The sequence below is a fragment of the Synechococcus sp. H55.10 genome, assembly GCF_047502715.1.
Classification (GTDB): Bacteria; Cyanobacteriota; Cyanobacteriia; order Thermostichales; family Thermostichaceae; genus Thermostichus.
This window is the reverse complement of the sequence record NZ_JANSJJ010000004.1, coordinates 64,008-83,497: the sequence shown is the minus strand read 5'-3', so window position 1 is coordinate 83,497 and position 19,490 is coordinate 64,008. Positions and strand designations below refer to the sequence as shown.

Here is a 19,490-nt window from a genome sequence, read left to right as displayed (position 1 = left end):
GGTGGGGTGACCCGCCGGTAACCTAGCTCGGTGCCAGGCTCACCTCTGCCCCCCCACCACCCAAGGGGGGGCTAGTCCTTCCATAACTTTAGGGCGCCTGCACAGGTGGCGGGTTGTTGCGCAAGAAGGGCTGTACAGCCAGAAATCCCAGCCCGAAAGAACCAACCACCAAAAGGACTGCGGCGGCCATCCAAAGCACGGGAGATCCCTGGGATCCGTGATGTTGCTCCCGTACCCGCTGGTAGATGCCGCTGGGATGGGAAAAGGAGTCTGCCTCGCCGAGATAGGGATCTGAGCCGACTGGATCTTGCATCAACTCGTCCAGGGAAGGAACCTGATACCCGGTGCGGGGGTTATCTTGGCGCAGGCAGGTGGAAGGTGGAGAGCGGCGGAGAGAGTCCAAGGGGGGCGAGGCAAAGCTATTGGACGAGAAGGAGGAGGTCTCGCTGCGGGCCTGGCGGCGCTTGAGGCGATTCAAAAAATCGTAGCTGGGGGGAGTTTCCGCTTGGCTGGGATCGGCAATCGAACTGTCCTGCTGGAAAGATGCTCCAGAAACCCCAGTGGCATCAGCAAGCTGTAGGCTGATTTGCTGTAGGCGCTTCAGGGCCTGGCCCAACTGCCCCTGGAACTCTTGGCCGATGGCGGCAATCTCTCCAGACAACTGCTGATGCAAAGCGCGCAGGCGCTGGTTTTCGGAGGAGAGCCGACTCACCTGCTGACGGGCGGCATCCAACTCTTCGGCCACTTGTTGATATGCTTGCATCGGTACGACTCCTGGCCCCGTCTCTCTTGGGGCAGGGGAGCGAAAGCCGCTGCGAGGCAAACCACCGAGGTTGCCGTTGCGAGTGCCAGAGGGGGTAGAACCCCGAAAATCGTATTGCATAAGTTGGGATTGACTTGAAAAGACAGAGGGCTGAGACACACGGGGGGCTCTTTAGGGGTAGTGCTGAACATCGATAGTCTGAGGATGTGCAGCGCTAGCGTTAGTGTGAGCAGTGATTGCTACCCCAAGCATACCGCTAAGCCTTTGCAATGGGCGACCTCTTACAGCAATTTTTCTCACCCATAAGCGCCCTTTTCTCGCTGACCCAGGGGATCGCCTGGGCTTGTTGGCGGCTATCGTTCCTGAGTTACCGAGAAGCGCCGCGAAGTCTCTGGCTTTGGCTACGGGAAGTCTGTCAAGAATATCCCCCCACCAAGTCTGGGGAACTTGGGGATTCGGAATCTGAGGCGGAAGAGTCCCGCAGCAGCCGCTCCAGCTTCTGTCGAAGAGGTGGCTCCAACTGTTCCAGCTCGTTGACGAAGTCTTTTATACCCTGAAACTGGCGGTAGACGGAGGCAAAGCGTACATAGGCCACCTCGCTCAGGTGTTGCAGGCGCTCCAGCACCATCTCGCCGATGCGCAGAGTGGTTACCTCTTGGGCATCTTCCAATTGCAGTTTTTCTTCGATCTCGTTGACCAGCTCTTCCATCTGTCTGACGGTGACGGGGGTTTTTTGGCAGGCGCGCATCACCCCCTGCAGGATCTTGTTGCGATTGAAGCTTTCGCGGGATCCATCCCGTTTGATGACCATGATGGGCATGAACTCGATGCGTTCGTAGGTGGTGAAGCGGTAGCCGCAGGACATGCATTCTCGCCGCCGCCGCACACTCTGGCCGCCTTCTGCCGAACGGGATTCCAAAACCCGGATTTCTTGTTTGCTGCAGCGGGGACATTTCATGGCTGGTGATCCTCGACAAAGCGACAGGTGGAGAGGGGGTGCCTCAATTTTACCGGATACCTTCGGATACCCATTTAGACTCAGACAGATTGCAGCTGAGATGAACTCTGTTCGTTGGGCATAGATGGCCAGGGATCCCACCAGGCGGCGGCTTGCGCCTGGATTTGGGCTTTTAGCTCTGGTTCCATGCGATCCAGATGGGCCAGTACCCATTTCATCCTGCCCAAAGGAGATAGGAGGGAGTGCTGACGCAACAGGAAGTCCCAGTAAAACGTGTTAAAGGGACAGGCCCGTTCGCCCATCTTTTCGCTGGGATTGTAGCGGCAATGGCGGCAGTAGTCACTCATTTTGCGGATGTACTGGGCGGAGGCCGCGTAGGGTTTGGTGGAGAGCATGCCCCCGTCGGCGAAAAGGCCCATGCCGATGACGTTGGGCTGCATCACCCAGTCATAGCTGTCGATGAACACGTCGTGAAACCACGCTTCCACCGCTTGGGGTTGGATACCGCTGATGAGGGCAAAGTTGCTGAGAACCATCAGTCGCTGGATGTGGTGGGCATAGCCATGGCGGCGAATTTGCCCTAGGGTGTGCCGCAGACAGGCCATGTCGGTTTCGCCCGTCCAAAAAAAGTCCGGCAGGGGGCGGTAGTGGCCAAAGAAGTTCTTCTGGGCATAGCCCTGGGGCATTTGGTATTCGTAGAAGCCGCGCAGGTATTCCCGCCAGCCCAGGATCTGGCGGATGAAGCCTTCCGCCGAAGGGAGAGGGATCCCGCCGCGATGGTAGGCCTGTGCGGCGGCGGCGATGACTTCATGGGGGGTGAGCAGGCCCAAGTTGAGGTAAGGGGACAGCAGGGAGTGGTAGAGGAAGTCCTCGCCGGTTTGCATGGCGTCTTGCCAGGGGCCGAAGTGGGGCAGGCGGTGCCGGATAAAGTCTTCGAGCACTTGCAGGGCTTGGGCACGGGTGACAGCCCAGCCAAATCCCTCTAAAGATCCGAAGTGATGGCCGTAATGGTGCTTGACTTTTGTGATCACGGCCTGGGTGATGGCGTCGGGAGGAAACGTCAGAGGCGGCGGGTAGCGCCGGCCAGGCTGGGGAGGCTGCCGGTTTTCCCGGTCGTAGTTCCAGCGCCCGCCGAGGGGCTGGGAGCCGTCCATGAAGATGCGGAAGCGTTTGCGCCCTTCGCGGTAAAAGTCTTCCAGGAGCAGGCGCTTGCGGCCTGTGGCCCAGTCGATAAATTGGCGAGCTGTCCAGAGGAAGTGGTTGTTTTCCAGGATCAGGAGGGGGCAGGGGAGGGCAGACCGCAGCTTTTCTACCTCATCCCGGACGGGAATATCGGCGGGCTGCATGAGGCGGATTTGCCGCAGTTGCTGTTGCTTGGCCCAGGTTTGCAGGGGCTCGGCATAGCCGTCGGCTTCCACATAGGTGACCGGGTAGCCCCGCTGTTGCAGTTCTTGGGCAAAGTGGCGCATGGCCGACCACACCAACACCAATTTCTGCTGATGGTGGTTGCGGGAGCTGGCCCAGGTGTGGGATTCGATGAGGATGATGGGAACGCAGCGAGGGGGTAGGGCGGAGAGGGAGGCGAGGGCGGATTGCTGGGGATGGAGTTGATCGGGGAGGATCCAGACGCCTGTGGGGCCAGCTAGTGAAGCGGTCATGGGAAGGCGGGGTAATTTTGTCGATCGCGGGGCCAAGATGTCTCTAGATCTCTGAGGGCAGCCCAAGTTGAGTGTAGCGTTGGGGAGCAGGGCTAAGGTAAGGTGGCGATGGAGAGGGCATCCAGCCGGCTAGCGGGGGAAAGAGGGCGGTTGGGGATCCCTTTTTTCAAGGCCTGGGCCGGGCTGGGGATGGCGGCGCTGCTGCTGCTGGTGATTTGGAATTGGACGGATCCCTTGCCGCCGGCCTGGGATGAGGCGCAGCATCTGCTGCAGGCGCAGGCGTTTGGGCTTCACCTGGGGCGGTTTCGCTGGGAAAAGATCTGGTGGCAGCAGTTGCTCCACCTTAACCAGCGCTACCCGCCTTTGGCCTACTGGCTGGGGATCCCGTTGGCAGCTCTGCATCCGTTCGGCCGTGCTGACGGGCAATTGCTCAATTGGGTGTTGCTGGGGGTTCTGATCCTGGCAACCCAGCGGCTGGGGCGGCGGGTCTATCGCTCTTGGGAAGTGGGCTGCCTGGCGGCGGTGCTGGTACTCCTTTATCCGGGGATCACGGCTTTGGCTCATGTTTACATGCTGGAGCTGCCGCTGGTGGTGGCGGTGACGCTGGCTTTTTGCGCGCTGTGGGCCTATGCGGAGGAGCCGTCCTGGCGGGGGGCGACGGGGGTGGGGGCGGGGGTGGCGGCGGTGCTGCTGACCAAGTGGACAGGGGTGCTGTTTTTGCTGCTGCCTCTGGTGGGGGCTGCAGGTCAGGCTTTCTGGCGCAGCAGAAAAGCGGTGGGGTGGCAAAAAGGGATCCCTGTGGCCCAGATGGGGTTGGGCCTGGCTGTGACGCTGCTGCTGTGTTGGCCTTGGTACGGAGCCAACTGGCTGTTTGTGCTCAGCAATGGGTGGGGCTATGCCAGTACTGCCCACTACTACGTCACCTGTGGGGCTGGATCCCTGTGTTGGTGGACTGCCTACTTGCGCTGGTTGCCCCTGCAGATGAGCCCTTTTTTGTGCCCCTTGCCGCTGCTGACGCTGCTGGGATCCCTGGACCGGCGAGAGGCAGTCCTGTGGGCCGCCTACAGTTCGGGCTATCTTCTTTACACCGTGGTGGATATTAAAGATGTGCGCTTTACCCTACCCCTGTTGCCCCTTTTGGCGGTGTTGTCGGCAGGTGGGATGCAAAAAGCTTATCGGTGGCTGGGGGAGCGCTGGGGCGGGTGGGCTTTGCAAAGGGGAGCCTGCGCGGGGCTGGTTCTGGGCTGCTTGGCCTTGGCCAGCTTGGGTCGGCCCCTCACCCCAGGCGTGGCCCCTCTCTGGAGGGGGATCCCGATGCAGTGGCAGGGGCAGCGCCCCGCCCAGGAGCTGACCCAGTGGATTGAGACGTTGCTCCAGCCGGGTTTAACCACCACCTTGGGCGTTCTTCCCAACACCGAGCTCATTTCTTCGGAAACGCTGACTTACTTGGCGGCTCTCCAGCGCTGGCCGGTCACGTTCCGCGCTGCCGGGCAAACCCCCTGGCCGGAACTGGAGCTATCCTTGCTGGACGGGTTTGTAGATGCTGCGGGGGAACAGGGAATTGTCGGCCCCTACGGCCCGGCCAAGGAGCAGATCCGGCAGCACCTGCGCAGCAGCCCGGACTGGCGACAAGAACCTGGGGTAGAGTTGCCCAGCGTGGGTCGGCTGCAGACTTATTTTCCCCGCCGGCCACGGGTGACGGTGCAGGAGTCGCCTCTTGAAGCTGGGGAGGTGGAGTTGGTGGAGGTTGAGGCGCTGTCGGAGCTGGGGATCCCGGCCTGGCGGCTGCGCTGGCAAGGCCCGGCTCAGGAGTTGGCCCAAACCCTGGCCTGGGCGTGGCTGGAAGATTCCCAAGGGCAGGTGTTGGCCGAGCGCGCCTGGGTGGTGGGGCAGAACCGCCTGCAGCTCAGCTCAACGGGTGTCTGGCTGGTGGAAGAGATCCTGACGCTGCCCACAGCCGACTTCTCGAAGGGGAGCTTTCTCCACCTGGAATGGCAGTTGCCCAATGGGATCCGCCATGCCCTCCACCGGCCCTGGAGAGGATTCCTGTTCAGCTTCCAAAAGGAGGGATCCCTTTTTTTGATGGATCCCTTGTTTCCTCTCCAAGAGGCGGCCAGAGCTGCTGCTGCTGGGGATCTGCAAACTCTCTCCCTTTACCTCAATGCCTGGACAACCCTGCAATACCCGACTTTTCTGACGGATCCCGATCGCACCCTGACACGCCAATTGCTAGAGGGGCAATGGCAACAGGCCGCTGCCCAGGGTCGAGTGAACCGGCAAATCCAAAGCCACTACCAACTGGGCCTCATGTTGGCAGTGCTGCTGCAGCCACAAGCAGCCCAGCGGCATTTTCAACAAATTGTCGAGCTGGATCCCGAGGACCAGTGGGCGCGGGCTTACCTGGCCTTTTTGCGAGTATTTTTTACCCGTGACCTTGAAGGCGTTCCGGAGTTGCAACAAGAGGTTTCGGCTATGGTTCGACCTCTTTGCCAGAAAGCGGATCCAGACTGGGATTGGAATTGGGTTTGTGCTGATCTTTAGCCACAAAGTCCAAATCCATTTGAGAAACTTGTGAAAGCAGAAAGTCGGCAAAAGCTTTGGCCACCACCGAAAGGCGCTTGGAGCGCAAATAGACCAAATACCAAAACCCCCGAATGGGGAACTCTTCCACATCTAAAATAGCCAGATGATGTTGCCATCCCCCCAAAGCCAACACATGCTGAGACAAAACCGAAATGCCCAGTCCACCAACAATGCCTTGGCGAATGGCTTCGCTGCTGCCTATCTCCATGCGAATATTTAACTTCAAGTTGTGTTTGTCAAAAAGCCGCTCCACCGCCATGCGCGTTCCAGATCCGGGTTCGCGGGCCAAGAAGGGTTCTTGGGCAATGCGCGCCAGAGGGATCCGCTTTTGGCCCACCAGCGGATGATGAATGGGGGCCATAACCACCAAAGAGTTTTCCAGAAAAGGTTGCGCCACCACATCCAAATCTTCCGGCGGCATCCCCATCACGTAGAGATCGTCCATGTTGTGGCCGAGCCGCTCCAAAACCTGCTGGCGGTTGATTACTTTAAGGGCGACGTCGATACCGGGATACTGCTGACAGAATGGCCCCAGAAGACGAGGAATAAAGTATTTGGCGGTGGTGACCACCCCAATGCTCAGCCGTCCCTGTTTTAACCCCTTCAGGTCGGCAAGGGTCATCTCGAATTGATTCAATTGTTCGAAAATTTTGTCGCAGGTTTGGTGTAAAGCTTGCCCCGCTTCGGTGAGATACAGCCGCTTGCCCACCTGCTCAAACAGCGGCAACCCCACGGCTTTGCTCAATTGCTTGATCTGCATGGAAATCGTGGGCTGGGTCAGGTAAAGCTCTTCGGCAGCCCGGGTAAAGCTCAGGTGACGAGCGGCAACCTCGAAGATTTGCAGTTGGTGCAAGGTAATGGCCTTCATGGACAATTAGGAAAAACTAAAGGTTCACTACTAAATCATAAGCCCTGATCTATGCGTTTTGGCGAGATCTCCCCGGGGAAAGGCAAACCCCTGTCCCCCGTCCTTTGACGGAGCTTGAGGTAGGGGAGTGAACTAGGATGGGAAAGCGCGGTTTTGCCGTGTTGGTCGACCCGCTTGTCTTTCAGGTCTGGAGCAGTGTAGATGGCAGTTTACGAGGGCAACTTTGTTCAGACGGCGGATCTGCGTCTGGCGATTGTTATCAGTCGGTTTAACGACTTGATTGCCGGCAAATTGTTGGAGGGGTGCCAGGACGGGCTGAAGCGGCATGGTGTGGATGTCGGCCCGGAGAGCAAGCAGGTGGACTACTACTGGGTGCCGGGCAGCTTTGAGGTGCCTGTGGTAGCCCACCAACTGGCCCAGTCCCGCCGTTACGATGCCATCATCTGCCTGGGGGCAGTAATTCGCGGCCAAACCCCTCACTTTGACTATGTGGCGGCAGAGGTGGCCAAGGGGATCGCGGCAGCGAGTTTTCGCACCGGCGTGCCAGTCATTTTCGGGATCCTCACCGCCGATACTCTGCAGCAGGCGCTGGAGCGGGCCGGGATCAAGAACAACAAAGGCTGGGAATACGCCATGAGTGCCCTGGAGATGGCCACCCTGATGCGCCAAGTGGCTCCCCTGTTGCAAGGGAGCAACAGCGCCGGCAACAATGGAGCGGCCTCCCGTCCCTCTCTGCCCGGTGGAGCAGAGGCGCTGCAGCCGGGGGTAACTTTGGAGAGTGCCGCCTACTGACGGCGGGTTAGACGGGTGAGCACCTCATTGGAACGCTGCACAAAGGCCCGTGCGGCTGCGGGGTCAAAGCTTTTCTGGGTAATCAGCGCCAGATCGTAGATGTGATTGCAGATGAGGTTGACCAGCTCTGGATCCCGCCCCTCCTCGGCCAGAGCCTGCAGGTTTTGGATCAAGGGGTGGGCGGTGTTGAGCACCAGGGTGTGTTCTTCCAGAAACTCCATGGGCTTTTGTTGCAGGATGGCATTGAGCTCCTGCAGGCGCCGCAGCGCCTCCGGCAGCAGGATCATAGCCGGAACCGACTCAGACTTGAGGGCCTCGGCTTTGATCTGCAGCTTCTCTTTGCCCAAAGCCTGACGGAACAGATCCACCAGCTTTTCGCTGCGGGTTTTTTGTGTTACCGGATCGACGAGATCGGCAGCTTTGTCTTTCTGGATCAGCGTCTCGTCCAGCTCGGAATCCACCCGCTTAAATTGGATCCCTTCTTCCCGATACTCCCGCTCCAGGAAGCTGCTGAAATGGCTGTCGATCCAGCTATCCAGCATGATGACCTCCAGGCCCTGGGAGCGGTGCAGGTCGATGTAGGCGCTCTGGGCCGCTTCGTCGGTGGCGTAGTAAACCCGCTTGTTTTGCTTTTCCCGCGTGCGCTCCAGGTATGCTTTGAGGGTCACGTACTCCGGTTTATCGGCAGGGGATCCGGCCACTCGGAAAATGAGAATGTCTTTAATCTGGGCGAAGAACTTGTCGTTGTTCATCGCCCCAAACTTCATGAAGAGGCTGATATCGGGCCAGACCTTGACATATTTTTCGTAGTCTTCTTTGTAGAGCTCGTTGAGGCGATCCGCCACCTTTTTGGCGATGTGATCCCCGATGCGCCTGACGGTGCGATCATTTTGCAGGAAGCTGCGGGAGACGTTGAGGGGAATATCCGGGCTGTCGATGGCACCGCGCAGAGGCAGGAGGAATTTGGGAATGACTTCTTCGCAGTTATCCTGGACAAAAACCTGGTTGCAAAATAGCTTGACCTGGCCCTTGGTGGGATCGATATCCGGGCGCAACTTGGGGAAGTAGAGGATCCCTTGCACGATGAAGGGATAATCCGTGTTGATGTGTACCCAGAAGTGGGGATCCTCTTGAAAGGGATAGAGGTAGCGGTAAAACTCTAGGTAATCCTCATCCTTGAGCTCAGAGGGAGGAATCTTCCAGAGGGGCTTCTGGCGATTGATGACTTCTCCGTTGAGTTTAATAGGGACGGGAATGAAGTCGCAGTATTTGCGCACCAATTCGCGGATGCGGCTTGGCTCCAGATACTCCTCGCTATCCGGGCTGAGGTAAAGGGTGACGGTGGTGCCGATGGCGGAGCGCTGCGAATCGGAAAGGGTAAAAGTTGGGCTGCCGTCGCAAGACCACTGCACAGGTGTGCTGCCGGGCTGATAGGAAAGGGTGTCGATCTCCACCCGCTGCGCCACCATAAAAGAGGAATAGAATCCCAGGCCAAAGTGGCCGATGATCGCCTGTTCTGCCTCTTTGCCTTTGTACTTTTGAAGGAACTCCTCAGCGCTGGAAAAGGCCACCTGGTTGATGTACTTTTTTACCTCTTCGGCAGTCATACCGATGCCGGTGTCGCTGACCGAGAGGGTCTTGGCCTCTTTGTTGAGCGCGATCACGATCTCCGGCTCCGGGGGATCCGCCACTTCGCCGGCCAGTTTGGCCATCTTGAGCTTGGCAATGGCATCGGCAGCATTGGAGATCAGCTCCCGCAAAAAAATCTCCCGATCCGAATAGAGAGACTGCTTGATGATGGGGAAAATGTTCTCGGTGTGAATGGTGATGGATCCCTGTTCCAGCACAGTCATAGATGGCTCGGCACTTCAACAAGCTCAGTGCCAATCTACAGAGGTAGCAAAGGCCCCGACAAGCTGAACTTTTTCCAGAAATCCGCACCCGCAACCGAACCGGCTCTAGAGCTGAGCCCCTCTGGCCGGACTCTGCGCCTGGTCGATATCAAGGGTAAGCTGGTGGGCCCAATCTTGCCCAACGCGAATGGTGATGTCGGAGTTGAGAACGCCGGTGGATTCCACCCGCAGCTCTCCCAGGCCAAGGGCAGCGCGAACCTGCTTGGCTCCTTCCCGATCCCCGCTTTGGGCGAGGATCTCCGTTTGCGGCAACACCTGGGGGCTGTCTTCGACGGCAAAAACCTGGGTATAGCCCTGTCGAACCAGTTCTTGCACCACGCGGCGGGCCATCCCCGGCTTTCCGGTAGCATTTTGCACAGCTATGCGCAGGCGGTGCGGCGAGATGGGAGCTACTTCCGCCTCCAGGCCAAAGTGGGTCACGGCCAGGCGGCGGATCCCGGCCAAATCTGGCAGCCAGTAGCTGGTGGCAAACTCTCCCGGCTGGCTGAAGCGGCCCGGCAACAGCACCAGGTCGATGCGATCGTCCCCAGAGGTGAGGACGAACTTGGCCAAGCTCAGAACCTCTTCCCAGGTGAGGTTGGTCTCCAGGTGGGTGCGGACGACCTGCAAAACCTTCGGGATGCGCGGCCAGACGGCAGGGGAGAGCAGTTCCCGGCTCAGGGCCCGCAGCAGCTCCTGTTGCCGTTGTACCCGACCGATATCCCCCAAGCCCAGGTGGTCGCGGCGGAAGCGGGCAAAGTGATGGGCTTGTTCGCCATTGAGGCGGTGCCAGCCAGGCTCTAGGTTAATAAACAACTGCTGCGTGTGATCCACATAGTGCATGGGCTCCGGCACATAGACCTCCACACCCCCCACTGCGTCAATCAAAGCTTCCAGGGCCTCGGTATTGAGGCGAACATAGCGGTCAATCGGGATCCCGCCCAGCAAGGTGCTGACCACCTGGGCCACCAGCGCCGGGCCCCCTGCCAAGTTGGCCGCATTGATCTTGGTTACACCAAAGCCAGGCAAGCGCACGCGGGTATCGCGAGGGATGGATAGGACAGTGATCCGCTGCGCCTGTGGATCAAAACGGGCCAAGAGGATGGTGTCGGTGCGGGTGTTGAGACGCTCCCGTTCTGTGGACAAGGGCAGGGTGGGATCCGGGTTGTCGGTGCCGAGGATGAGAATGTGCAAGGAGCGATCCAGAGCGGCAGCCCGCAAAGCATCCGGACGGAAGGCCTCCTGTTCTTTGGCAGTCAGGGAGGTGGGAATCACCTGACGAGGCAGCATCACGGCCAAGAAGGCACCGGCAGAGCCCGCCAACACAGCCGTGAATCCCAACAACAGCCAGAGGATCCCCTGGCGAATGGCCTGCTGACGAGCGGCGCGGACACGGTCTGGGCGGGGTGGATAGTGGAAAGAGGACATCAGGTCGGGCCGAGCCTCGCGAGCGCCTGCAGGAAGGGGTGTACTGTCTAGGTGGTGTTGCCAACCCCACCAATTCAAGGTCATGTTACCGCATCCTTATTCTCTAGGACTGTCCATACCCAACTGCAACGAGAGAGCAGCTTCCCCGGCGGGATCCCTGCAACTGTTGCTGGCGAAGTCGGAGGTGCACCTGTGGCTACAAGTCTTGCCGCCGCTGGCGGAGTTGCTCTCCCAGCTCGACCTTCTTTCCCATGAGGAACGGCAGCGCGCGGAGCGTTTACAGCGGATGGAGGATCGGCGTCGCTTTCTGGGTGGTCGTTTGCTGTTGCGAACCCTGCTTGGCCGCTACAGCGGCCTCCCTCCCCGCGCGATCCCCCTCGGCTACACCGCCGCCGGCAAGCCCTATTGGCCGGATCCACCCCTACCGCTGCAGTTCAACCTCAGCCACTCCCACGAGTGGATCCTGGTTGGCTTGACGTTGCAGCGTCGAATTGGCGTGGACTTGGAGCGGATCCGACCCGTGCCCCGCTGGCAACGCATTGCCCGACGCTATTTTTCCGCCGCCGAGCAGGCTCGTCTGTTGGCCTGTCCACCGGCAGAGCGGGAGAGGGTTTTCCTGGAGCTGTGGACGCAGAAAGAGGCTCTCCTGAAAGCCATGGGCGTGGGGCTGGCCGGAGCCAGGGCCGGGGCCGGGGATCCCTGCTGGCTGACCCTGCCCCTGCGGGTTGCCGAGGGCTACGTTGCCGCTGTGGCGATGGAACGACTGGAAGTGGGCGGGCCAGTCCCGACGGTGCAGCTCTGCCAAGGCGCAGATCTCTTCACTCCCGCTTGAGCTGCTATCTTGGGTTTTCAGGCCGAGTTTCCATGTTGGGGTTATGTTGCGTGGGTTGCGTTATCTCCTGATATTGAGCCTCTGTCTGGGGATGGCGATCGGCGGGATCCCGCATCCGGCCTGGGCGCGGGATCTGTCGCGGCAAACGCCCCAGGACAAAGCTGTCGAGTTAGGTACTGCCGATAACCAGTTGGTGTTTGTGCCCAAGGAGCTCTTTTTTCGCAACGGCAACCTCTACCGTTTGCACTTGAGCAACCCCAGCCAGTTGAAGCACTATTTCAGCGCCAAAGATTTTGCCGATGCCGTTTGGACTCGCAAGTTGGAAGTGGCCGGTGTGGAAATCAAGGGCCAGATCCGAGAGCTGGAGCTGAAGCCAGGTGCGGCAGTGGAGTGGCAGTTTATTCCCCTGAAATCTGGAGTTTATTCTTTGGCCTGTACCATTCCCGGCCACGCCGAAGCGGGCATGATCGGGCAGATTACCATTGGTGACTAGGCTATCTCCTGGGCTAGGGGGGCAAAAGGGGATAGAAAAGAGAAAGACGCTGCCAGGCAAATCGCATGAAAAACCTGCTCAGCCCCATCGTGGAACACTGGACTCGGCGACGCCAGGCAGCCTCTCCTCGCAAGAGCAGGCCCCCCCTGCCGGAGCGGGTTGCCGGCTATGCCCTAGCGCTTCTCTCCCTCACTGCTGTTCACGGGATCCGCTACTACAACGAGCCGCAACTGACCGTCGGCAGCCGCTCCCCGCAAACCTTCCTCGCTCCTGCTGCGGCAGAGATCGAAGATGTGGAGGCTACCCAGGCCCGGCAGGCCGAGGCGCGACGGCGCGTGGTGCAAGCCCTCAAAATCAACAGCACCGCCAACGAGAGCATGCGGCAAAATCTGGAGGCTCTCCTGGCAGCGGCGGAGGCCATCCGACAAGAGGCAGGTTCTCTGCCCTATGTTTCTGTCCAATTGCTATCTCTGCCAACGCAGATCTACCTGCGCCAGCTTGCCCCAGAAGAGTGGGAAGCCTTTCAGGCTCGTGTCCGACAAGAGGCCATCCGCACCCGTGCAGCCACTCAATCTCTGTCGGAAGAGGTTGCTGGACGTCTGGAGCCGCTTTTTCCAGAGCAGCGAGCCCGGCAAGAGCTGGTCGAGGTTTGGCAGCGGGCCTGGTTGGATGGGGCGGCCACTCAGACGGCGGCCACGGATCCCTATACCCAGTTAATTGCCCAGGTGGAAGCGGCCCAACAGCGCTACCAAGGGGCTCTGGCGGCTCTGGAACAGCTCACCCCCCCTGTCCCGGCCACGGTTCTCAACTTAACAGAGACTGAGTGGCAGCAGCTCCAGGGACTGAGCCGGCGGGTCTTGGAGCGCCTGCAGAAGATAGGCATTGTGGATGGCCTGCCCCGCGAGGTGCGCGCTGAAGGGATCCAAGCCCAACTGGACGAGCTGGCCTTTCCAGGCAGTGCCGCCCAGCGGCAGGAGCTACAGGCGCTGGTCTATCAGTGGCTGCAGCAGGTGCTTGTTCCCAACGTGGAGGTGGATCCCCAGCGCACCGAGCAGCGCATTCGCGCCGAGCTGGAAAAAGTTGAGCCCGTCCTGATCTCGGTTGCGGAAAACCAGGTGATTGTGCGAGCAGATCAGATCATCACCCCCGAGATTTTTCTCATTTTGGATCACTTTGGTCTTACCCAGCGCGGGATCAACATCTGGGGCCTGGTGGGGGTGGCTGGCGTCATGGGCTTGGGCTTGGCCATTTTCGTCCCCTTGCAGCAACGCTTGCAGCCGGGATTGCGCCGCCGGGATCGGGTGTTGATCCTGATGGTTTCCCTGACTGCTCCGCTTGTGGCAACTTTGTTCAAGCTGGAGTTTAGCTCCTTGCCGGCGGTGGGGCTGTTGCTGGGCAGTTTTTACGGGGCAGGGCTGGGCCTGGTGGTGGTGGTGGGACAGGCGTTACTTTTGCCGTTGGTCTCCTCTGCCAATCTGCTCACCTTCGCACCCTTGCTTTCCGGCAGTGTGGTGGCCTGCGCCCTGGCCGGGCGCTCCCGCTCTCGGGAAGAGTTGGCCTTGTTGGGAGGAGGGGCGGCGGCGGTGCAGATGCTCACCTATGCGGCTGTTAGCTTGACCACAACTGGCGGCATCGACCTATTGGCGATGGCCTTGGGGGGAGGGATCACGCTGGGGTGGAGCATTGTGGCGCTGGGAGCCAGCCCCTACCTGGAGCGCTTGTTCGACCTGGCCACCCCCATTCGCCTCATCGAGTTGAGCAACCCCAACCGCACCCTGCTGCGACGGCTGGCGGCAGAAGCCCCCGGCACCTTCCAGCACACCCTGTTTGTAGCCACCTTGGCCGAACGAGCTGCCCAGAAGCTGAACCTTAACGTGGAGCTGGTGCGCACCGGCACCCTCTACCACGACATCGGCAAAATGCTGCAGGCCCGCTACTTCATCGAAAACCAGATGGGCGGCCTCAACCCTCATACGCAACTGGACGATCCCTATCGCAGCGCCCAGATCATCAAGGCCCACGTCAGCGATGGGCTGCGCCTAGCCAAGCAATACAATCTGCCCACCGCTGTCCAAGCTTTTATCCCTGAGCACCAGGGGACGATCCTGATTGCTTACTTTTACCATCAAGCCCAGATGAAAGCCGGGGATCAGTCGGTGCCCGAGGAGCTGTTCCGCTACGATGGCCCCATCCCCCAGAGCAAGGAGACAGGGGTGGTAATGCTTGCCGATGCTTGTGAGGCGGCCCTGCGCAGCATGACCCTGAGCGACGGCTTTGGCCCTGAGGTGGTTGAGCGGGCCAAGGCTGTTGTCCGCAAAATTGCCCAGGCCCGTTGGCAGGATGGCCAACTGGTCGATAGCGGCCTGACGCTGCAGGATTTGGAGGTGGTGGCAGACGCTTTTGTAGAGGTGTGGCGGGAATCCAACCACGAGCGCATCCCCTATCCCAGCGTCACCCCTGCCCCCTCGCTGCCGGAGCCTGACCAGGCACAAATGCCGATGTCGATGCCCCCGCCCACCGGCTCCTCTCAGCCGAGCGCACCCTTGCGAATCGCTGGGTAGGTAGAGAAAGGTCTAGTCCTGAAGCTGATCCATCGGTAGGATAAGGGATTAATTGCGGATCAAGTCAAGACGGCCCAGAGTTGGGATCCCCTGCCATTGTTTTTTGGATGGCCTCCTGTTCGCGTCAGCGGGACAGAGTCTTTATGCCCCATGTAGCTCCTGCTTCATCTACCCATCCCAAAGCTTCTGGAGTTCCCATTCAGATCCCATCTCTATCCCACCCCAGCCCTGTTCAACTTTCGTTGGTCATTCCCACCTACAACGAAGCTTCCAGCATTGGCAGCTTGATTCGCCAGTTGTGCGCCCACCTCGACGCGATTCTACCCGGAGCCTATGAGCTGATCGTGGTGGATGACAACAGCCCAGATTACACCGCCAAGTTGGCCCAGGAATTGCAAGAGGAGTTTCCCCAACTCAAAGTTATCTGCCGCCAGGGGGAACGGGGCTTGGCCACAGCCGTATTGCGGGGATGGCAAGCTGCTCGCGGCGAGGTGCTGGGGGTGATGGATGGGGATCTGCAGCATCCGCCGGAGATCGTCCTCAAACTGTGGCCGCTCATGCAGAGAGGGGCAGATTTGGTGGTGGGCAGCCGCTACGTGGAGTCGGGGGGGGTGAGCCACTGGAACTTGGGCCGGCGCCTCGTCTCTCGGGGAGCTCAAGCAATCGGGCTGGTTTTGCTGCCAGGGGTTTTCAGGCGGGTGTCGGATCCTCTCAGCGGGTTGTTCCTCCTCAGACGCCAGGCTATTGCCGGGATCCCGCTCAGCCCCAAGGGTTACAAACTGCTGATCGAGGTGCTGGCACGGGGCCGGGTGACAACCATTGCTGAAGTCGGCTACATCTTTCAGGAGCGCCAAAACGGCGAGAGCAAAATTCAACTGCAAACCTGTCTTCAGTATCTCCACCATCTCATCCACCTGCGCTTCTCGCTAGGACAGGTGGGATCCTTTTTGCGCTTCAGCACAGTCGGCCTGTCAGGCACTGTGGTGGACATGGTTTTGCTCTATTTGTTACACGATCCGGACAACTTAGGATGGGATCTCATCACGAGTAAGCTGATCGCTTCGGAAGTGGCCATTCTCAATAACTTCCTGTGGAACGATCTGTGGACATTTCGCCATGTTACCCGATTGCAGCCGGGTCTCTTGAATCGCCTGAAGCGGCTGGTAAAGTTTAATGTCATCTGCTTGATCGGCTTGTTTCTTAACTCTTCACTGGTGATCTTGCTAAGCGAGCGCTTGGGCATTCATTATCTGTTGGCCAACCTAATTGCGATCGGCATTGTTGTATTCTGGAACTTCTACCTCAACTCCAAGCTGAGCTGGAAAAGTGCAGAGGTTAAGCTGGATCCCAGGGGCGACAAGTCTTGAACGTCTGTTTATTTCAGACACTCCTGAAGCGCTCACGCGACCACCCCCGGCCCCTCTCCCTCAGGGAGAGGGGAGTTAGGGATCGACGCCACGATCCGTTCCATTGCTATTTAGTTAAAGCTCTAGTTAAACTTAATTGAAGATCCTAGCCCCCGCTTTCAGTTGCTGTAGCCACGCTCGGTAGAATTGGGGCGGATCCCTTCTAGGGTGATGATCTCCTCAATGACCGAGCGAACCACGGGAGCCGCCGTCGTCGAGCCGAAAGCATCTTCCCCCTGGGGCTCGTCGAGCACTGCCAGGATCACGTAATTGGGGCGAAGGGCCGGGAAGTAGCCCACAAAACTGGTGATGCGTTTGCCGGGCAGATAGCCCCCCCGCGGCCCTGCTTTCTGGGCGGTACCTGTTTTGCCGCCGATCTCATACCCCTCGATCTTGGCCGATTGCCCGGTGCCAAAATCCACCACGTCCCGCATCTGGATGCGCACCGCCAGGGTGGCCTGCTCCGACAGCACCCGCACCGGCTGGGGTTGCGGGGATCCCCAAACCAAGGTGTCTGTATCCTTTTCCACCAGACCGCGCACCACATGGGGCTGCACTTTCAGCCCACCGTTGGCGATGATGCAATGCAAAGTGGCCAACTGCAGGGGGGTGAGGGCCAGCCCCTGGCCAAACGCAACGGTGGCTCGCTCCACCGGCACGGTTACGAATTGCCGCAGCGGCTTCAAACGGCTGGCCGGCTCGAAGGGCAGATCCACACCACTGCGCTCATTCAATCCCAACCGTACCAAGGCATTGTAGTACTGGCGGGGATCCAGTTTGCGCATCAGCTGGACCATGCCCACGTTGCTGGACTGGCGCAGGATATCGGTGACGCTCATCCAGCCATGGGCCCCCCGCTGGTGGTAGTCGTAGTTTTGGATGGGCCACTGACCGATCAGGATCCGTCCTTCGTCATACACCCGTTCATCGGCTCTAAAGGCGCCGGCATCCAGTCCAATGGCGATGTTGATGGGCTTGAAGGTGGATCCCGGCTCATACAAATCCGTTACAGCCCAGTTGCGAAAAAGGCCGGGGTCATACTCGAAGTAGCGGTTGGGGTCGTAGGTAGGTTCGGCCACCAGAGCCAAGATCTCCCCCGTGTGGGGCTGGAGGACGATCACCGTGCCCCGCAGCGCTCGAAACCGTTGCAGTTGAGCTTTCAGGGCGGCGCGGGCAGCCCGCTGCAGCCGCATATCCAGGGTGAGCTGCAGCACCGTCTCCTGGGATTGCAACAGTCCTTCCGGCACTTCGGCCGCCAACAACTGGCCGTAGCCATCGCGGGGAAGGGTGACAGGCTGAACCGTCCGCTCCAGCAAGACCTGTTGAGAGTACTCCAGCCCCGCTTGGCCGCGGTGATCCAGATCCACATAGCCCACCACTTCGGCGGCCATTTCCTTCTGGGGATAGACCCGCTGCCGCTCGCTCACCAGTTCCAGGCCGTCCAGGTACAAAGCCTGAATTTGAGCCGCCACTTCCGGCGACAGCCAGCGCTCCAGCCGTACCGCGTGAGTGGCCGACAACTGCTGAGTCAATTGCTCAACTGGCCGCCGCAGCAGAGGGGCCAGAGCAGTGGCAATCTCCTGGGGGGTACGCTTGCCGAAGAGGCGAGGGTGGGCCCAGAGGGTATAGACAGGGCGATCCACGGCCAGCAATTCTGCCTGCTGCTGGGCAAGGGAGCGGCGATCCACAATCGAGCGACGAGGGATGAAGGGTCTCAACTGAGCCCGCTGCTGGGCCTCAGCTCGCTGCTGCAACAGGGGCGCCTGTTGATGTTGCAAATAAACCAGACGTGCTCCTGTCAGGAATAGGGCAATGATTAAAGCCAAGCCGGTCATGCCGGCGCGAAAGTCGAGCTGGCGAGCTGTCGGGATCCGTTCCCCCAGGAGCCAACCCAACGTTGTTCTCCACCGCCTGGAGCTTGGCAGTGAAGGGGGCCAAGCACCTCTTCTGTATCGGTGGGCAAGTTGCCGGCCCTTCTGCTCTGTCTCCGGTTTTTTGGGCTCAGCTCGCCGTAGCCCAGCCCTAGATCTGCCTTCCACCACAACCCCTACCAGACACCACCGCTAGTTTGGCGTCCATCCTACTGCTATGTCAGCGCTGCGTGGCAACAACGCCACCTCACAGCTTTTGAGAGTGTAGTTATTTCAAACCAGATTAAGACACTCCTCAGTCGCTCTCTTTTTGGAAGAGGTGAGTTGGAGATCGATGTGATAGACCATTTCATTGCCATTGGATTTGAATAGGCTAACATAAGTGATTCTGCTGATATCCGAACAGCTTCGTATTCTCAAATACTGACAGATGCTACATTGACAAGCAATAATGAGGACAACCACAAAAGGGTCAACGGAGCTGAGTTCTATGAGATGCGTGGAGCAAACTCCCGGCAAGCGTGTTTATCTAGAGCCTGTAGTTTCTGGGGCTGTCGGTATTACCTTTGTAACGTTGGTTTTTTCGTCCCCACTTATCCTAACTATGGGGCTTTCTGAGAGGGATCGCCGTTTTACTTGCCATCGGCTTGATCAGGATACAGTCACCTGTGAAGTGGTCTTCCAGCCACTGCTGCCTTTACCAAAACAGATCGAGTTTTATTATGACGTAAGGGGAGCCGGAACCGAAACTGAAACTCGAACAGACTCCGAAGGATACGAGACAAACTATTACTACGTCACTCTCATAACTCCTGCAGGAGAAACAAAAGCTTGGTCAGCCGCCAGCGAGAGCGAGGCTCGGCAACTGGCAACAAAGATCCAATCGTTTCGGATGAGTGCAGAGAGCCAGCTCTTGGTGGCCAGCGATGGTTTTGTCTTAGAGGATTTCTTGGGTGTCGCTCTGATTGGTCTGGCTCCAACAGGAGTGGTGGTTCTATTGCTAATACTCGCTTTAAGTAAGAAGAGGCGTCGGCTGACCTTTGACCGCTCCCTCTACCAGATCTTGGAGGAGTACCTCACTCCCTTTGGAATAAGGGGGCGGAAAACTTATTCCTTCAGAGATGTTCAGCAAGTTGTAGTTGAGAGGTCAACAGATTCCGATGGCGATAGTTATTTTTCGGTGAAGGTGGAGCTGGCATCGGGAGAGCCTTTGTTGCATCTCAGTTTCGATTCTGACAATGGCAAGGCAAGGGCGGAGGCGGAGCAATTGGGCCAGCTTTTGGGGTGTCCGGTAAGGCTGCCGGAGGCAATGTCTTAGGCTTAGCCTATTCTGAGCCCCCACTTGGGTTTTTGGGGACAAGCCCGGCCAAAGCTGAGACAATAAC

The 19,490-nt window shown here is 59.1% G+C and carries 14 protein-coding genes; 7 read left to right on the top strand and 7 right to left on the bottom strand.

Annotation, left to right across the window (positions count from 1 at the left end; genetic code table 11):
- Window positions 1-88: 88 nt before the first annotated feature.
- The 3 genes from NW858_RS00590 to NW858_RS00580 form a co-directional block, all read right to left on the bottom strand.
- Window positions 89-763, bottom strand: a complete 675-nt coding sequence (locus NW858_RS00590; protein WP_414519310.1) for a hypothetical protein — start codon at window positions 761-763, stop codon at window positions 89-91.
- 415 nt (window positions 764-1,178) lie between these two features.
- Window positions 1,179-1,721: a transcriptional regulator NrdR gene (gene nrdR / locus NW858_RS00585; RefSeq protein WP_414334944.1), complete on the bottom strand. Its 543-nt coding sequence runs from the start codon at window positions 1,719-1,721 to the stop codon at window positions 1,179-1,181.
- Window positions 1,722-1,801: 80 nt separating this feature from the next.
- Window positions 1,802-3,379, bottom strand: a complete 1,578-nt coding sequence (locus NW858_RS00580; RefSeq protein WP_414509807.1) for a cryptochrome/photolyase family protein — start codon at window positions 3,377-3,379, stop codon at window positions 1,802-1,804.
- Between the two features lie 108 nt (window positions 3,380-3,487).
- On the opposite strand from NW858_RS00580, the gene NW858_RS00575 reads away from it, so the two are divergent.
- Entirely contained in the window at window positions 3,488-5,920 is a 2,433-nt protein-coding gene (locus tag NW858_RS00575) for a phospholipid carrier-dependent glycosyltransferase (RefSeq protein ID WP_414519308.1), read from the top strand.
- Here NW858_RS00575 and NW858_RS00570 read toward each other — a convergent pair.
- Window positions 5,850-6,830 carry a LysR substrate-binding domain-containing protein gene (locus NW858_RS00570; RefSeq protein WP_414519306.1) on the bottom strand — a complete coding sequence of 327 codons (981 nt, stop codon included), beginning with the start codon at window positions 6,828-6,830 and terminating at the stop codon, window positions 5,850-5,852. The two genes, NW858_RS00575 and NW858_RS00570, sit on opposite strands and share 71 nt — an antisense overlap.
- Window positions 6,831-7,031: 201 nt before the next feature.
- Here NW858_RS00570 and ribH point away from each other — a divergent pair, with 201 nt between their 5' ends.
- On the top strand, window positions 7,032-7,622 hold the full coding sequence (gene ribH, locus NW858_RS00565; protein ID WP_414334940.1) for a 6,7-dimethyl-8-ribityllumazine synthase: 591 nt from the start codon (window positions 7,032-7,034) through the stop codon (window positions 7,620-7,622).
- Here the strand turns inward: ribH and htpG are convergent.
- A complete protein-coding gene (gene htpG, locus NW858_RS00560) occupies window positions 7,616-9,475 on the bottom strand; it encodes a molecular chaperone HtpG (protein ID WP_414519304.1) in 1,860 nt (619 codons plus the stop codon). The genes ribH and htpG overlap by 7 nt on opposite strands.
- A gap of 105 nt (window positions 9,476-9,580) precedes the next feature.
- On the bottom strand, window positions 9,581-11,026 hold the full coding sequence (locus NW858_RS00555) for an LCP family protein (RefSeq protein ID WP_414519302.1): 1,446 nt from the start codon (window positions 11,024-11,026) through the stop codon (window positions 9,581-9,583).
- On the opposite strand from NW858_RS00555, the gene NW858_RS00550 reads away from it, so the two are divergent.
- The 4 genes from NW858_RS00550 (at window position 11,025) to NW858_RS00535 (ending at window position 16,195) form a co-directional block, all read left to right on the top strand.
- Complete coding sequence (locus NW858_RS00550) at window positions 11,025-11,774, top strand: 4'-phosphopantetheinyl transferase family protein (RefSeq protein WP_414519300.1); 750 nt, start codon at window positions 11,025-11,027, stop codon at window positions 11,772-11,774. The two genes, NW858_RS00555 and NW858_RS00550, sit on opposite strands and share 2 nt — an antisense overlap.
- 91 nt (window positions 11,775-11,865) lie before the next feature.
- On the top strand, window positions 11,866-12,267 hold the full coding sequence (locus NW858_RS00545; protein ID WP_414519298.1) for a plastocyanin/azurin family copper-binding protein: 402 nt from the start codon (window positions 11,866-11,868) through the stop codon (window positions 12,265-12,267).
- Window positions 12,268-12,332: 65 nt separating this feature from the next.
- Window positions 12,333-14,828 (top strand): HD family phosphohydrolase, encoded by a 2,496-nt coding sequence (locus NW858_RS00540; RefSeq protein WP_414519295.1) that lies wholly within the window; start codon window positions 12,333-12,335, stop codon window positions 14,826-14,828.
- A gap of 143 nt (window positions 14,829-14,971) precedes the next feature.
- A complete protein-coding gene (locus tag NW858_RS00535) occupies window positions 14,972-16,195 on the top strand; it encodes a glycosyltransferase (RefSeq protein ID WP_414334934.1) in 1,224 nt (407 codons plus the stop codon).
- A 158-nt stretch (window positions 16,196-16,353) separates the two neighbouring features.
- Here the strand turns inward: NW858_RS00535 and NW858_RS00530 are convergent, their stop codons facing one another.
- Window positions 16,354-18,129, bottom strand: coding sequence for a peptidoglycan D,D-transpeptidase FtsI family protein (locus NW858_RS00530; RefSeq protein ID WP_414509800.1), 1,776 nt, complete (start codon window positions 18,127-18,129; stop codon window positions 16,354-16,356).
- Window positions 18,130-18,604: 475 nt separating this feature from the next.
- Between NW858_RS00530 and NW858_RS00525 the strand changes: the two genes are divergently transcribed.
- Window positions 18,605-19,423, top strand: coding sequence for a hypothetical protein (locus NW858_RS00525; protein ID WP_414519293.1), 819 nt, complete (start codon window positions 18,605-18,607; stop codon window positions 19,421-19,423).
- Window positions 19,424-19,490 lie beyond the last annotated feature (67 nt).